The 14,913-nt window shown below is 75.0% G+C and carries 11 protein-coding genes; 6 read left to right on the top strand and 5 right to left on the bottom strand.

Features of this window, described 5'->3' with window-relative positions; translation table 11 throughout:
* Window positions 1–135: 135 nt before the first annotated feature.
* Window positions 136–1,650, bottom strand: coding sequence for a glycosyltransferase family A protein (locus ACFY23_RS19525; protein ID WP_350679457.1), 1,515 nt, complete (start codon window positions 1,648–1,650; stop codon window positions 136–138).
* A 226-nt stretch (window positions 1,651–1,876) separates the two neighbouring features.
* Here ACFY23_RS19525 and ACFY23_RS19520 point away from each other — a divergent pair, with 226 nt between their 5' ends.
* The 5 genes from ACFY23_RS19520 to ACFY23_RS19500 all read left to right on the top strand — a co-directional run bounded on the left by ACFY23_RS19520 (window position 1,877) and on the right by ACFY23_RS19500 (window position 6,072).
* On the top strand, window positions 1,877–2,791 hold the full coding sequence (locus ACFY23_RS19520) for an ABC transporter ATP-binding protein (RefSeq protein WP_350679455.1): 915 nt from the start codon (window positions 1,877–1,879) through the stop codon (window positions 2,789–2,791).
* The gene (locus ACFY23_RS19515) at window positions 2,784–3,662 is read left to right on the top strand and encodes an ABC transporter permease (RefSeq protein ID WP_350679453.1); all 879 of its coding nucleotides are present in this window, start codon (window positions 2,784–2,786) and stop codon (window positions 3,660–3,662) included. The genes ACFY23_RS19520 and ACFY23_RS19515 overlap by 8 nt, the downstream gene beginning before the upstream one ends.
* Complete coding sequence (locus ACFY23_RS19510; protein WP_350679451.1) at window positions 3,659–4,618, top strand: ABC transporter ATP-binding protein; 960 nt, start codon at window positions 3,659–3,661, stop codon at window positions 4,616–4,618. The genes ACFY23_RS19515 and ACFY23_RS19510 overlap by 4 nt, the downstream gene beginning before the upstream one ends.
* 2 nt (window positions 4,619–4,620) lie before the next feature.
* A complete protein-coding gene (locus ACFY23_RS19505; RefSeq protein ID WP_350679449.1) occupies window positions 4,621–5,331 on the top strand; it encodes an ABC transporter permease in 711 nt (236 codons plus the stop codon).
* A 90-nt stretch (window positions 5,332–5,421) separates the two neighbouring features.
* Window positions 5,422–6,072, top strand: coding sequence for a hypothetical protein (locus ACFY23_RS19500; protein WP_350818992.1), 651 nt, complete (start codon window positions 5,422–5,424; stop codon window positions 6,070–6,072).
* Window positions 6,073–6,108: 36 nt separating this feature from the next.
* Here ACFY23_RS19500 and valS read toward each other — a convergent pair whose 3' ends face one another.
* Complete coding sequence (gene valS, locus ACFY23_RS19495; protein ID WP_350679445.1) at window positions 6,109–8,673, bottom strand: valine--tRNA ligase; 2,565 nt, start codon at window positions 8,671–8,673, stop codon at window positions 6,109–6,111.
* Between the two features lie 56 nt (window positions 8,674–8,729).
* Here valS and ACFY23_RS19490 point away from each other — a divergent pair, with 56 nt between their 5' ends.
* Entirely contained in the window at window positions 8,730–9,389 is a 660-nt protein-coding gene (locus tag ACFY23_RS19490; RefSeq protein ID WP_350679443.1) for a nitroreductase family protein, read from the top strand.
* 94 nt (window positions 9,390–9,483) lie between these two features.
* Here the strand turns inward: ACFY23_RS19490 and ACFY23_RS19485 are convergent, their stop codons facing one another.
* The 3 genes from ACFY23_RS19485 to ACFY23_RS19475 all read right to left on the bottom strand — a co-directional run bounded on the left by ACFY23_RS19485 (window position 9,484) and on the right by ACFY23_RS19475 (window position 14,911).
* Window positions 9,484–11,073: a trypsin-like serine protease gene (locus ACFY23_RS19485; protein WP_350679441.1), complete on the bottom strand. Its 1,590-nt coding sequence runs from the start codon at window positions 11,071–11,073 to the stop codon at window positions 9,484–9,486.
* A 155-nt stretch (window positions 11,074–11,228) separates the two neighbouring features.
* Window positions 11,229–13,097: an ABC transporter ATP-binding protein gene (locus ACFY23_RS19480; protein WP_350679439.1), complete on the bottom strand. Its 1,869-nt coding sequence runs from the start codon at window positions 13,095–13,097 to the stop codon at window positions 11,229–11,231.
* Window positions 13,094–14,911 carry an ABC transporter ATP-binding protein gene (locus ACFY23_RS19475; protein WP_350679437.1) on the bottom strand — a complete coding sequence of 606 codons (1,818 nt, stop codon included), beginning with the start codon at window positions 14,909–14,911 and terminating at the stop codon, window positions 13,094–13,096. The genes ACFY23_RS19480 and ACFY23_RS19475 overlap by 4 nt, the downstream gene beginning before the upstream one ends.
* Between the last annotated feature and the right edge of the window lie 2 nt (window positions 14,912–14,913).

Genomic DNA, 14,913 nt, shown 5'->3' with positions numbered 1-14,913 from the left:
TGTCGGCGATCGGTCGAGAGCGCCACTCCACGCCGCCCGTACCGGCGGCCGGGGATCAGCGGAGCGGAGCCAGCGGCGCCGCGCCGAACGAGACGGCGAACCGCTTGCACCAGGTCGAGACGCTGCCCCGGCCGGTCAGCGCCGCCCGAGCCGGCGCCGCACCGCCCGGCGCAGCCGGTGCCCGAACGCCCGCTCGTCCTCCACCACCGGGGCGGCGCCGTCGGCGGCGCAGCTCAGCAGCAGCGGCAGGCGGGCGTCCTCGGTCCACCCGGCGCTGGTGACCCGGGCCCTCAGCGACCAGGTGCCCGCGGTGCGGCCCCCGTTGAGGGCGGTGAAGTCGATCGTGGCGGTGGCCCGGTGCACGACGTGCGCGGTGCCGTCGCCGGCGGGCACCCGCTCCGCGGCGAACGACACCGGCAGGAAGACCTCCTCGCTGGTCTGCCCGTGGCGGGCGACGACGTCCAGCCTGCTGCGGCCGAGCGCCCCGGTGAGGTCGCGCAGCTCCCGGTCCAGCCCGTCGACCGGGAGCACCAGCAGGTCCCGGCCGCCGTCCTCGGCGAAGGCGATCGGCCGGTCGGCGGACACCAGCCGGGCGGAGACGTCGACGGTCAGCGTCCTGCCGGCCCGCTCGAGGCGGTCGACGGCGCCGACGGCGCGGACGCCCGCCTCCCACTCGGCCAGCCGGCGCAGGTCCGCGACCCGGCCCTGCTCGGCGAGGTGGGCCAGCACCCGTTGCAGCGGGGGCAGGCCGGCGGCGACCCCGGGGGCGAACCGCTCCCGGATCACCCCCTGGATCTCCCGGACGACCTGCGCGAGCCACTCCTCGGGCGCGTCGAGCATCCTCCGGCCGCGTACCCGGTTGAGCATCTCGTTGCGCAGCCACCGCCGGTGCAGCCGGTCGCGCAGCGGCCCCGGCTCGGTGTGCGCGTCGACGATGTCGAGCGCCTCCCGCAGACTGGCGTAGTACTCCGCCGGGTCCAGTCGGTTGGCCGTGACGTTCCCGGCGTCGCCGCGGCGGGCGTGGTGGTAGCAGGTGTAGTCCGACAGCACGCACGTCCGCCTCGACAGGAAGTACGACCGGACCACCATCCGGTGGTCCTCCAGGCGCCGCAGCGGCCCCTCCGAGAACCGCAGCCGGTGCTCGTCGAGGAAGGCGCGGCGGAACATCTTGTGGCAGGTGAGGCTGTCGATGAGCGGCGCGTTGGCCAGCGTGGCGTCGAACCGGTTCCGTCGGAACAGCTCGCGCGGCACGCCGCGCCCGTGCCCGGCCATCCGCCCGATCACCACGTCGGCGTCGTGCGTCCGCGCGCAGTCGTGCATCCGTTCGAGCGCCTCGTCGCCGAGCCAGTCGTCGTCGTCGGCGAACAGCACGTACTCGCCCCGGGCCTGCGTCACACCGAGGTTGCGCGGCCGGGACGGCCAGCCCGAGTTCTCGATCCGCAGCACCCGGAAGTGCGGGTGCGCGGCGGCGAGTTCCGCCAGCCGGGCGGGGGTGCCGTCGGTCGAGCCGTCGTCGACGAAGACCGCCTCGAACTCCGTGGGAGGCAGTGACTGGCGCAGCAGCGAGGCCACCAGCTTCTCGATGTGTGGCCCGCTGTCGTGCGTGGGCACCACCACGCTCACCTTGGGCGACGTCGTACCGCCGATCATGCTCTCCCCCGTGTGTCGGTCGGCCCCGGCGGACCTCTGGTCCACCCCGGGTAGCGGTGGCACCGCTCTATAGTGGACGCCGTTCCCGCCGTCCCGGTTGCACGGAGATTTCCGCGAGGTTCCGCGTCCGGAGGGCGGACCCTAGGGGACGCGGGCCGCGAGGATCAGGGGAGCGCCGGGGGCGTGCCGCTGCCGACGGGGGCTTCCGCCTCCTACGCTGGAGGTCGTGACACTGATCGCGACCGAGTCGCTGACCAAGACGTACGGGGGTGGGGTCACCGCGCTGGCCGACCTGACCGTCGCGGTCGAGCCGGGGATCATCGGACTGGTCGGCGCGAACGGCGCCGGCAAGTCCACCCTGATCAAGATCCTGCTCGGCCTCCTCGCCCCGACCAGCGGGCGGGTCCGGGTGCTCGGGCTCGACCCGACCACCGACGCCGCCGGGGTTCGCGCCCGGGTCGGCTACATGCCCGAGCACGACGCCCTGCCGCCGGACCTCTCGGCCGCCGAACTGGTCACCCACCTCGGCCGGATCAGCGGGCTGCCGCGTACGGTCGCCCGCGAGCGGGCCTCCGAGGCGCTGCGGCACGTCGGGCTCTACGAGGAGCGCTACCGCCCGGTCGGCGGCTACTCCACCGGCATGAAGCAGCGGGTGAAGCTCGCCCAGGCCCTGGTGCACGACCCCGACCTGCTGCTGCTCGACGAGCCGACCAACGGCCTCGACCCCGCCGGCCGCGACGCCATGCTGGCCCTGGTGCACCGGATCGGCACCGAGTTCGGCATCTCCGTGCTGGTCTGCTCGCACCTGCTCGGCGAGGTGGAGCGGATCTGCGACACGCTGGTCGCCATCGACGGCGGGCGGCTGCTGCGGGCCGACCACATCTCCGCCATGACCTCGGCCACCGACGTGCTCGCCGTCGAGGTCAGCGAGGGCACCGAGGAGCTGGCCGCCCGGCTCGCCGCGCTGCGCCTGCCGGTCCGCCGGGACGGACGGCTGCTGCTCGTCGAGCTCGCCGACGACGCCACCTACGACCTCATCCTCGGTGCGGTCGCCGAGCTGGACCTGCCGCTGCACCGGCTGGACCAGCGCCGGCACCGGGTCGCCGAGCTCTTCGCCACGAGGGAGCCCAGCCATGCCTGAGCCGACCGGTGTCATCCACGACATCGGATACCAGCGCTACACCGGCCCCCGACTGGGTCGCCGGCAGGTCTTCGGCGCGCTCTACCTGCACGGCCTGCGCACCGCGTTCGGCTTCGGGCGCAGCGCCAAGGCCAAGATCTTCCCCTGGCTGGTGGTCGGCATCGTGACCGTGGTGGCCGCGGGCCTCACCGCGGTGCGCAGCCAGATCGGCGAGGCGGTGATGACGTACGCGCAGTTCGCCGACAACATGAGCTGGCTGGTCATCTTCTTCGTCGCGGTGGTCGCCCCCGAGCTGGTCTCCCGGGACCTGCACAGCGGGGTGCTGCCGCTCTACTTCTCCCGGCCGCTGCCCCGGTCGGACTACCCGCTGGCCAAGCTGCTGGCGCTGGTGACCGCGCTCTGGCTGCTGCTCGGCGGCCCGCAGCTGGTGATGTTCCTCGGCGCCGCCTTCACCACCGACGCCGGCATGCGCGGGGTCTGGAACGAGCTGCTCGACCTGCTGCCCGGCCTGCTCTACGCCGGGCTCTGGGCGGTGGTCTTCGCCTCGGTCGGCCTGCTGGTCGCGTCGCTGACCGGCAAGCGGGCGTTCGCGGCCGGCGGGATCGTGGCGGTGTTCCTGATGACCACCCCGGTCGTCGGCACCCTGTCGATCATGCCGTCCCAGACGATCAACGAGCTGGCCTTCCTCGCCTCGCCGTCCACGCTGGTGCGGGGCGTCGGCGACTGGACCCTCGGCGACCTGCTCCCCAAGGGAGAGGAGGGGCTCATGATCGGCGACTTCGGCCCGGTCTACGCGGCCGCCGCCGTCCTGCTGGTGGGCGGCTGTGTCGCCCTGCTACTGCTGCGATACCGGAAGGTGGCCGCCCGATGACCACGACGAGCGCCGAGTCCACGGCGGGGGCCGCGACCGCCGCCGCCAGCACCCTGGACCTCGCCGGCGTCTCCCGCTGGTACGGCAACGTGGTGGCGGTCAACGACGTCAGCATGACCCTCGGCCCCGGCGTCACCGGGCTGCTCGGCCCGAACGGCGCGGGAAAGACCACCCTGCTGCACATGATGGCCGGCTTCCTGGCCCCGTCGCGCGGCGCGGTGACCCTGGACGGCCGGCCCACCTGGCGCAACCCGGAGGTCTACCGCCGGCTGGGCCTGGTGAGCGAGCGGGAGGCGGTGCACACGTTCCTCACCGCGCACGAGTTCGTGCTGGCGAGCGCGAAGCTGCACCGGCTGCCGGACCCGGCGGAGGCGGCCCGCCGGGCGATCGCCCTGGTGGAGATGGAGGGGGCGCAGGACCGCCGGATCGGCACGTACTCCAAGGGCATGCGGCAGCGCGCCCGGGTGGCCGCCGCGCTCGTGCACGAGCCGCAGGTGCTGCTGCTGGACGAGCCGTTCAACGGGATGGACCCGCGCCAGCGGCTGCACATGATGGAGCTGCTGCACCGCCTCGGCGACGCCGGCCGGACGATCCTGTTCAGCTCGCACATCCTCGAGGAGGTCGAGCAGGTCTCCGGCACCGTCCAGGTGATGGTCGCCGGCCGGCTCGCCGCCTCCGGCGACTTCCGCACCATCCGCCGGCTGATGACCAACCGGCCGCACGTCTTCGCGGTCCACTCCACCGACGACCGGGCGCTCGCCGTGGCGCTGATGGCCGAGGCGTCGGTGACCGGGGTGGAGCTGGGCCGCACGGGGCTGACCGTGCGGGCCGGCGACTACGGCGCGTTCACCCGCGCGCTGCCGAAGATCGCCCTGGCCGAGGGCATCCGGGTGCGGCAACTGGTGCCCGAGGACGAGTCCCTGGAGAGCGTCTTCTCCTACCTGGTGGAGGCCTGAGCATGTCTACCGTTTCCTGGATCACCGCGCGGGGGCTGTTCGGGCGTCGCCGGTTCCTCCTGCTGGTGCCGCTCCCGGCGGTGCTGGTGGTGCTCGCCGTGCTCTCCCGCGGGCTCGGGGTGGACCCGGGCGAGTGGGGCCCGCCGGTGCTGGTCGGCCTCGGCCTGGCCGTGGTGCTGCCCGTGGTCGCGCTGATCGTCGGCACCGGCGTGCTGGGGGCCGAGATCGACGACGGCACCGTCGTGCACATCCTGACCAAGCCGCTGCCGCGCTGGCAGATCGTGCTGCCGAAGCTGGCCGTGGCCACCGGCGTCAGCGCCGTCACCGTCGCGGTGCCGCTCTACGTCGCGGGCGTGCTAGCCCACTCGGTACGCCTCGGCCTGGCGCTCGCCGCCGCCGCGGCGGTCGGGGCGCTGGCGTACTCGGCGCTGTTCGTGGCGCTGAGTCTGCTCACCCGGCGGCCCGTGCTGCTCGGCCTGGTCTACGTGCTCATCTGGGAGGGGCTGCTCGGCAACTTCGTCAGCGGCACCAAGGTCCTCTCCATCCAGCAGTACGTGATCGCGCTCGCCGACCGGCTGGCCCCCACCGGGCTGCTGGAGACCAGCGTCTCGGTGCCGGTGGCGGCGGTGATGACCGTGCTGATCAGCGTGGGCTTCACGGTGCTGGCGATCGACCGGCTCCGATCGTTCAGCGTGGCCGGCGAGACGAGCTGACCCCCGCGTGACGGCCGTCCGGGCGGCCCGACCCCCGATGGTAGGGCTGGCCGGATGGACCGGGCCGCGCCGCTGGGCGAGGCTGTGGGAGTGAGTGCGGAAGCGGGTCTGGTCATGTCGCGCGATTCCTACCCCGGCGCCGGCCGGCACCGGCTGGTCAGCCTGGCGGTCGCCGGGCTGGCGGCGGCGACGACGACCACGGCCGCCCAGGCCAGCGGGCACTTCCACTGGTGGGCCGGGTTCGTGCTGATCCCCGGGGCGCTGATCGCCGCCGCCGGCGGGCCGCTGCTGGCCCGGGGCGGCGGGCGCGCCTTCGCCGGCTACGTGGTCGCCTGCCTCGGCACGCTGGTGTTCGCGGTCGGGGCGCTGCTGATGTTCGGCGCGTTCGGCAGGGGCTGGCCGCTGATGGTCATCCTGCCGTGCCTGGCGGTCGCCGGCACCTACCACTGGCGGCCGCTGCACCCGCTGGCCCGGGGGCTGCACCGGACGGCCGCCCTGCTGGCGCTGGCCGGCGCCCTGCTGCTCGGCGGGACGCTGCAACTGACCCGCGTCGGCCTGGTCGACGTGGGGACCGCCCCGATGTGGGGCGCGTTCCTGATGCTGGCGGGGGTGATCGTGCTGGGCAACGCCGTCGAGCTGACCCGGCACCGGATGCCGTACCGGCTCCAGGCGATCACCCTGCTGGTCGGTCCCGCCGTCGTCGCCTTCCTGCTCGGCCTGCGCCTGCTGCGCGGCTGGTGACCCCGCCGCGCCCCGTCGGGCGCGGCGGGGCCGCGCTCAGAAGGCGCAGGCGATCACCAGCTCGGTGGTGCGGTCGGGGAGCAGGTCCAGTTTCGTGATCCGGCCGGCGGCACGCAGGTCGTCGGCGATCACGGTGAGCTGGTCCAGCAGGGCCGCCGGGCCGAGCGCCTCGGCCAGCGGCACCTCCGCCCGCATCGACAGTTTCCGCTCCGACTTGGCCCGGCGCACCTGGCTGAGCGCGTCCCCGGCCAGCCGCAGCAGCGCCGGCTCGCCGGTGCCCTCGATCGCCCGGTCCACCTCGTACGTGGTCGGCCAGGGCGCGCGGTGCACCGAGCCGTAGCGCCACCAGGACCAGACCTCCTCGGTCGCGTACGGCAGCACCGGGGCGAACAGCCGCAACTGCACCGAGAGCGCGGTGGCCAGCGCCGCCCGGGCCGAGTCCGCCCCCGGCCCGGAGCCGTAGGCGCGCTCCTTCACCAGCTCGATGTAGTCGTCGCAGAACCGCCAGAAGAACGACTCGGCCGCCTGCAACGCCGCCGTGTGGTCGTACGCCTCCAGGGCGGCGGTCGCGGCGGCGACCACGCCGGACAGTTCGGCGAGCATCGCGCGGTCCAGCGGCTCGGTCGCCGGGGCGCGCAACGCGTCCGCGGCGCCCAGCCCGAGGGCGAACCTCGACGCGTTGAGCAGCTTGGTGGCCAGCCGCCGGCCGACCTTGATCTGGGCCGGGTCGAAGGCGAGGTCCATGCCCGGCCTGCCGTTCGCCGCCCAGTACCGCACCGCGTCGGAGCCGTGCTGCTCCAGCAACGCCATCGGGGTGACCACGTTCCCCTTGGACTTGGACATCTTCTTCCGGTCCGGGTCCAGGATCCAGCCGGAGAGGACCGCGTCCCGCCAGGGCAGCACCCCGTGCTCCAGGTGCGAGCGGACCACCGTGGAGAAGAGCCAGGTGCGGATGATCTCCTGCCCCTGCGGGCGCAGGTCCATCGGGAAGACCCGCGCGAACAGGTCCGGGTCGGTCTCCCACCCGCCCACGATCTGCGGGGTCAGCGACGAGGTGGCCCAGGTGTCGAGCACGTCCGGGTCGCCGACGAAGCCGCCGGGCCGGCCGCGCCGGGACTCCTCGAACCCGGGCGGGGCGTCGCTGGACGGGTCGACCGGCAGCGCGGACTCGTCCGGCGTGAGGGGGTGGCGGTAGTCCGGCTCGCCAGCGTCGTCGAGCCGGTACCACACCGGCACCGGCACGCCGAAGAAGCGCTGCCGGCTGACCAGCCAGTCACCGGTCAGGCCGCCCACCCAGTGCTCGTAGCGGTGCCGCATGTGCTCCGGCACCCAGCGCAGCTCCCCGCCCCGGGCCAGCAGCTCCTCGCGCAGGGCGGCGTCCCGGCCGCCGTTGCGCAGGTACCACTGCCGGGTCGAGACGATCTCCAGCGGCCGGTCGCCGCGCTCGTAGAACTTCACCGGGTGGGTGATCGGGCGCGGCTCGCCGACCAGGTCGCCGGCGTCGGCCAGCAGCTGCACCAGGGTCCGCCGGGCCCCGTTGACGGTCTGCCCGGCCAGCGCCGCGTAGGGCTGCGCCGGCATCCCGGCGGGCGCGTCCGGCAGCAGCCGGCCGTCCCGGCCGATCACCACCCGGGTGTCCAGCCGCAGCTCCCGCCACCAGGTCACGTCGGTCAGGTCGCCGAACGTGCAGACCATCGCGATGCCCGTGCCCTTGGCCGGGTCCGCCAGCGGATGCGCCCGCACCGGCACCTCGACCCCGAAGAGCGGCGTACGCGCGGTGCCGCCGACCAGGTCGGCGTACCGCTCGTCGTCGGGGTGGCAGACCAGCGCCACGCAGGCCGGCAGCAGCTCCGGCCGGGTGGTGTCGATCAGCACCTCGCGCCCGCCCGGCCCGGCGAACCGCAGCCGGTGGTACGCCCCGGGCCGCTCCCGGTCCTCCAGCTCCGCCTGGGCGACGGCGGTGGCGAACCCGACGTCCCACAGCGTCGGCGCCTCCGCCTGGTACGCCTCGCCCCGGGCCAGGTTGCGCAGGAACGCCCGCTGCGAGGTCGCCCGGGCCACCCGCCCGATCGTCGTGTACGTCAGCGACCAGTCCACGGACAGCCCGAGCCGCCGCCACAGCGCCTCGAAGACCTGTTCGTCGGCGATCGTCAGCCGCTCGCACAGCTCGATGAAGTTGCGCCGGGAGACCGGTGTCGGGTCCCTGCGGGCGGCGTCGTCGACGGGGGCGGCCGGCGGCACCCAGGACGGGTCGTACGGCAGCGCCGGATCGCAGCGCACGCCGTAGACGTTCTGCACCCGGCGCTCGGTCGGCAGGCCGTTGTCGTCCCAGCCCATCGGGTAGAACACCGCCCGCCCGCGCATCCGCTGGAACCGGGCGACGATGTCGGTGTGCGTGTACGAGAAGACGTGGCCCATGTGCAGCTCGCCGGATACGGTCGGCGGCGGGGTGTCGATCGCGTACATGTCCGTCCGCTCCTTGCTGCGGTCGAACGCGTACGTGCCCTCCTCCTGCCAGCGGCGCGCCCAGGTCTCCTCGAGCCCGTTTAGGGTCGGACGCTCGGGGACGCCGGCGCGGGCCGTCCTCGCCGTATCAGTCATCCGTCGATGGTAGGCACCGGCCAACGACCGGACCACGGGTTAACCGGCGTGCCACGATGGAAGTCGTGCCGACACTCCCGCTGAGCCCCGACGAGCTGCTCACCACCACCCGCTCGGTCCGCAGGCGGCTGGACCTCACCCGGCCCGTGCCGATGGAGCTGGTCCGCGAGTGCCTGGAGATCGCCCTCCAGGCGCCGTCCGGGTCGAACCGGCAGGGCTGGCAGTGGATCGTGGTCACCGATCCGGCGAAGCGGGACCTGATCGGCCGGATCTACCAGCGCGCGGCGCACGGCTACCTGGCCTCGGAGCACTCGGCCGCCCGGCTCTTCGCCGACGACCCGGAGCGGGCCGAGGTGCAGCGCCGGGTGGGGGAGAGCGTGGCCTGGCTCGCCGACCGGATGGGGCAGGTGCCGGTGCTGCTCGTCCCGTGCATCCAGGTGGACTCCGGCGAGCTGCCGGCCGGCAACCAGGCCGGGCTCTGGGGGTCGGTGCTGCCGGCCGCGTGGAGCTACATGCTCGCCGCCCGGGCGCGCGGCCTCGGCACCGCGTGGACCACGCTGCACCTGGCGTACGAGGCGGAGGTCGCCGAGCTGCTGGGGCTGCCCGCGACCGTGCGCCAGGCCGCGCTGATTCCCACCGCGTTCCACACCGGCGAGGGCTTCCGGCCGGCGCGGCGGCAGCCCCTGGACGAGGTCCTGCACGTCGACCGCTGGTGAGCCGCCGGCCGGCGCGACGGTCGATCGGCCCGGTGCCGGCGCGACGGTCGGTCGGCCCGGTGCCGGCGACCCGGTCGACGGGCCGCCGGCCGGGTCAGCGGGCGATGGGGCCGCTCAGCGGGCCCTTGGTGGCCAGTCGGATCCGCAGGCCCCCGTAGGTGCGGGCGTTCGCCCGGTCGAGGATGGTGGAGACCGGGGCGTAGGAGTTGCGCTCGTCCGGGTTGGTGCACGCGCCCTGCCCCGGGTCGCCGTGCGACAGGATGCCCAGCGCCTTGCCGTCGGTCTCGGTGAAGAGCGGGCCGCCGCTGTCGCCCGGGCGGGCGCAGATGCGTACGTCGATGCCGCCGCTGGTCTTGCCGATGATCTCCCCGCAGCGGGTGCCGGGCACGTAGCCGGCCCCGGCGCCCGAGTCGACGTACTGCTCGCCGGCCTTCGGCGTGTACGCCGCGCCGGTCGCGCAGACCACCCAGCCGGGCTGGATGGCGCTCCACGCCACGTGCCCGGTGATCGCCACGTCGCGGCTGCCTCCGGTGGCGCAGCGGGGGTTGTCCGGCACGCACCAGTAGTTGACCAGGCTGGGCGTCTGCGTGGCGGCTGCCGGGTACGCCCACCGGCTCACCGCGCCGGTCTGGTACGGCATGATCGCGTAGTCGTACGGGTAGGCGTTCTCGGCCAGCCCCGCCCGCGACGCCTCGACGGTCACCGGCACCTTCGGGCCGAGGAACTGGTGCCAGGTGCGGTCCACCAGCTGGTGCCGCCCCCCGACGACGCAGTGCCCCGCCGTCAGCACGTACGGGTCGCGCACCCCGACGATCACGTTGAAGCCCGTCGTGCAGCCGCCCACGGTGCCGTCGTCGCGCGGCACGTCCAGCCGGATGCCGCCGCGCATCGGCGCCTGCGCGCAGTCGCGCGGGTCGCAGGCCTTCTGCACCGCGGTGTCGGCGATCCGGGCCTGCGCGCGGGCCGGCACCCCGGCGGTGCGCAGCGCGCCGGCCAGCCGGGGGTCGTCGGCGGCGATCCGGTCGCCGGTCAGCACGACGACCTCGTTGGCCCGCTCGTCCACCACCACGTCGGCGCCGGCCGTGGCGTCGAGCGTGGTGGCCAGCCGGGCCGCCGCCTCGGTGAGCTGCCGCAGCGGGTGGCGCACCGGCACCACCCGGACGTGCGCCGCGTCCGGCATGCCGGCCAGCGCCGCCCGGACCGGTTCGACGCCGCTGGCGGCGACGGTCAACACGCCGCCGGCGGCCTGGTCCAGCCACATCCCGCCGTACGCGTCGGGGAACTCTGTGGCGAGCCGGGCGGCCAGCGGCGCGGACAGCTCCTGGAGGGCGAGCCGCCGGGCCGCCTCGTCGGCGTCGACCCGGTAGCGGTCGCGCAGGTAGGAGACCGAGGCGGGGCTGTCGGCGGCGACCTCGGTGGCCGGGCGGGCCCGGAGGGTCACCGCCGCGCTCGGCGTGGCGCCGCCTGCGGGGCGGCTGCCGAGGCCGCTGTCTCCGCGGGCCGGCGCGTCCGCCGGTGCGTCCGCCGGCGCGGCGTCCTCGCCCGGCACCGCCGGGGTTTCTCCGGCGGTGGGCGTGGCCGTCGTCCGGCCGGCGTCGCCGAACGGCATCCCGGCGACCGCCGCCGCCCCCAGCGCGCAGGCGATGACCACCCCGGCCACCATCACCCGTCGTCCGAACCGCACTCGCAACCTCCCCCGTCGCCGCCGTCGGGACGGCCACCCGGTGGACCGCTCCGCTCGGCGCGGTGAGTCTAGTGGCACCGGTGTTCATCGTGGGGCCCATGGACCGTGGGCGATGGTCGGCGCGACCGGCCGGGGCGCACACCAGGGACCGGCGCTCACACCAGGGATTCGCGCCACTGCCGGTGCAGGGCGGCGTAGCGGCCGCCGGCGGCGACGAGCCGCCCGGGCGGGCCGTCCTCGACGATCCGGCCGCCGTCGAGCACCAGCACCCGGTCGGCGGTCTCCACGGTGGAGAGCCGGTGCGCGATCACCAGGGCGGTGCGGTCGCGCAGGACGGTGCCGAGGGCGCGCTGCACCAGTCGCTCGGTCGGCACGTCCAACGACGAGGTCGCCTCGTCCAGGACCAGCACCGCCGGGTCGGCCAGGAACGCCCGGGCGAACGCGACGAGCTGCCGTTGCCCGGCGGAGAGCCGGCCGCCACGCCGGTGCACCTGCGTGGCGTACCCCTCGGGGAGGGCCGCGATGAAGTCGTGCGCGCCGATCGCCCGCGCGGCGGCCTCCACGGCGGCGTCGTCGGCGCCGGGACGGCCGAACCGGATGTTCTCCGCGACCGTCCCGCCGAAGAGGTGCGTCTCCTGGGTCACCAGCACCACCGCGCGGCGCAGCTCCGCGTCGGCGACCTCGCGCAGGTCGACGCCGTCCAGGCTGACCGTGCCGGCGAGCGGGTCGTGGAACCGGGCGAGCAGCTTGGCGATGGTCGACTTGCCGGCGCCGGTCGGCCCGATCAGCGCCACGGTCTGCCCGGCCGGGACGGCGAGGTCCAGCCCGGCGAGGATGGGCGCGTCCGGCCGGTAGCCGAAGGTGACCGCGCGGAAGGCGACCGCCCCGCGCCCCGGCCCGGCGGGCAGCGGCACGGGCCGGGCCGGCTCGGCCACCGACGGCCGCTCGTCCAGCACCCCGGCCAGTTTCTCCAGGGCCGCCGTGGCCGACTGCAACGAGTTGTAGAACTGGCTCAGCTCCTGCATCGGCTCGAAGAACCGCCGCAGGTAGAGCAGGAACGCCGCCAGCACCCCGATCTCGGTCGCCCCGCCGAGCACCCGCCAACCGCCGTAGCAGAGCACCACCGCCACGGTCACGTTGCCGATCACCTTGATCCCCGGCGAGTACGTCGCCATCAGCCGGAACGCGTGCCGGCTCGCCAGCCGGTAGTCGTCGTTGACCGCCGCGAAGATCCGCTGGTTGCGCGGCTCCCGACGGAACGCCTGCACCGCCCGGATGCCCCGCATCGACTCCACGAAGTGGACGATGACCAGCGCCACGGTCTCGCGGGTGCGCCGCCACGCGTCCGCCGACGCCCGCGCGAACCAGCGGGACAGCCAGAACAGGAACGGGAACGCGAGCAGGGTCACCGCGGCCAGCGGCAGGTCCAGCCAGAGCAGGATGCCGGCCACCGACAGGATCGACAGCACCGCCAGCACCAGGCCGTCGATGCCGCCGCCGACCAGTTCCCCGATCGAGTCCAGGTCGCTGGTGAGCCGGGAGACCATCCGGCCCGAGGTGTACCGCTCGTGGAACGCCACCGACAGGCGCAGAAAGTGGCCGTACACCCGCTCGCGGAGGTCGAGCAGGACGGCCTGACCGATCCGCGCGGAGAGGCTCAGGAAGCCCCGGCGGGCGGCGTACTCGACGACGGCGGCGGCGGCGAACGCCGCGGCGACGGCCAGCAACGGGCCGGGCTCGCCGGCCCGCAGCGGCGCGATGGCCCGGTCGATGCCGAGCATGACGAGGTACGGCCCGGCCATCGCGGCCGCGTTCTGGCCGAGCAGCAGCGCGACGGCCAGCCCGAGCCGGCGCCGGTGCGGGCGCAGCAGGTCGCGCAGCAGCACCCGGCTGCGGGCCCGGAGCCGGGCCACCGCCTCCGGCGCCGTGTCCTCGGCCTGGCTGCGGTCGGCGTCGGGGTCGGTGGCGACGCCGCGCCACCGGGCGAGGTCCGCCCCGCCCGGGTGGGCGGCCCCGCCGGTCACGACCGCACCAGGCCGCGTCCGTCGGGCGGTGCCGCGGTCGGCTCGGCGGAGAGCACCGCGCGGTACGCCGGCACGTCGGCGAGCAGCTCGGAGTGCCGCCCGACGGCGGTGATCCGGCCCCCCTCCAGCAGCGCCACCCGGTCGGCGAGGGCGATCGTGGAGGGCCGGTGCACCACCAGCAGGGCCGTGGTGCTGCGCAGCACCCGCTTCAACGCGGCCTCCACCAGCGCCTCGGTGTGCACGTCGAGCGCGGAGAGCGGGTCGTCCAGCACGAGCAGCGCCGGCCGGCCGAGTACCGCCCGGGCCAGGGCCAGCCGCTGGCGTTGCCCGCCGGAGAGCGACAGCCCCTGCTCACCCACCCGGGTGGCCAGCCCCCACGGCAGCTCGTACGCGAAGTCCGCCTGGGCCAGCGCGAGGGCGGCCCGGACCTCCTCCTCCCCGGCCTCCGGCCGGCCCAGGGTGAGGTTCTCCCACACCGACATGGAGAACAGCGTCGGCTCCTCGAAGGCCACCCCGACCAGCCGGCGCAGCGAGGACAGCCGCAGGTCGCGCAGGTCGTGCCCGTCCAGGGTGATCCGGCCGCCGGTCACGTCGTGCAGCCGGGGCACCAGGGAGAGCAGCGTGCTCTTGCCGCAGCCGGTCGCCCCGACCAGCGCCACGGTCTCGCCCGGCTCGACGGTCAGGTCGACCTGCCGCAGCACCGGCGCGGCGGTGCCCGGGTAGCGGAACGAGACCCGTTCGAAGCGCAGCCGGCCGCGCACCTCGCCGCGGCGCAGGGCGACCGCACCCGGGGCGTCCACGATGGCGGGCGGGCTGTCCAGCACCTCCAGCACCCGGTCGGCGGCGGTCGCTGCCTCCTGGCCGTTGGCGATGATCCAGCCCAGCGACTGCACCGGCCAGATCAGCATCAACTGGAGGCTGACGAACGCGACCAGCTCGCCGATGGTCAGCACGCCCCCGGCGACGGCCGCCGCGCCGGCCACCAGCACCACGCCCAGGGTCAGGTTCGGCACCAGGTCGAGCAGGGCGGAGGTGCGGGCCAGCAGCCGGCCCTTGCCGACCCCGGTGTCGTGCAGCGCCCGGGCGCCGGCCGCGAAGCGGGCGGCCAGTTCCCGCCCCCGCCCGTACGCCTTCATCGTGCGCAGCCCCTGCGCGGTCTCCTCGACCAGCGTGGCCACGTCGCCCTGCTGGTCCTGCATCCGGCGGGAGGCGGCGTGGTAGTGCCGGGCGAAGCGCCGGGTGATCAGGAACAGCGGCACCGCGCTCGCCGCCACCAGCAGCCCCAGGGCGGGGTGCAGCCGGATCAGCAGCGCCACCACGGCCAGGTAGGTCACCAGATTGAGGACCAGGAAGAACAGGCCGAAGGAGAGGAACCGGCGCAGCACCGAGAGGTCGCTGGTGATCCGGGACAGGAGCTGGCCGGACTGCCACCGGTCGTGGAAGCTGGCCGGCAGCCGTTGTAGGTGGGCGTAGACGTCGGCGCGGATCGCCGCCTCGATCCGCATCGAGGACGACGACTGCACCCAGCGTCGGATGAAGATCAGCAGCGCCTCGACCAGGCCGAGCAGCAGCGCCAGCCCGGCCAGCCGGAACAGCCCGGCCGGGTCCTGCCGCGCGACCGGGCCGTCCACCACCCGCTGCGTCACCAGCGGGACGGCGATGCCCGCCCCGGTGGCGGCGAGCCCGGCCAGCAGCAGCCAGCCGAACTCGGCCGCGTGGGGGCGCAGGTAGTGGCGCAGTCGCCAGAGGTTGCGCAGCGGATGCGGGCCGGCCTCGACCCGGGAAGCCGGATTCCCGTCGCCGTCCGCAGGCACCA

This window comes from Micromonospora sp. NPDC000121, assembly GCF_042899165.1.
GTDB lineage: Bacteria > Actinomycetota > Actinomycetes > Mycobacteriales > Micromonosporaceae > Micromonospora.
This window is presented reverse-complemented; position numbering and strand designations above follow the sequence as displayed.

Coding starts and splice junctions, on each gene's coding strand:
- ACFY23_RS19525 (WP_350679457.1), bottom strand. CDS start 1,650: ATGATCGGCGGTACGACGTCGCCCAAGGTGAGCGTGGTGGTGCCCACG.
- ACFY23_RS19515 (WP_350679453.1), top strand. CDS start 2,784: ATGCCTGAGCCGACCGGTGTCATCCACGACATCGGATACCAGCGCTAC.
- ACFY23_RS19510 (WP_350679451.1), top strand. CDS start 3,659: ATGACCACGACGAGCGCCGAGTCCACGGCGGGGGCCGCGACCGCCGCC.
- ACFY23_RS19505 (WP_350679449.1), top strand. CDS start 4,621: ATGTCTACCGTTTCCTGGATCACCGCGCGGGGGCTGTTCGGGCGTCGC.
- valS (WP_350679445.1), bottom strand. CDS start 8,673: ATGACTGATACGGCGAGGACGGCCCGCGCCGGCGTCCCCGAGCGTCCG.
- ACFY23_RS19490 (WP_350679443.1), top strand. CDS start 8,730: ATGGAAGTCGTGCCGACACTCCCGCTGAGCCCCGACGAGCTGCTCACC.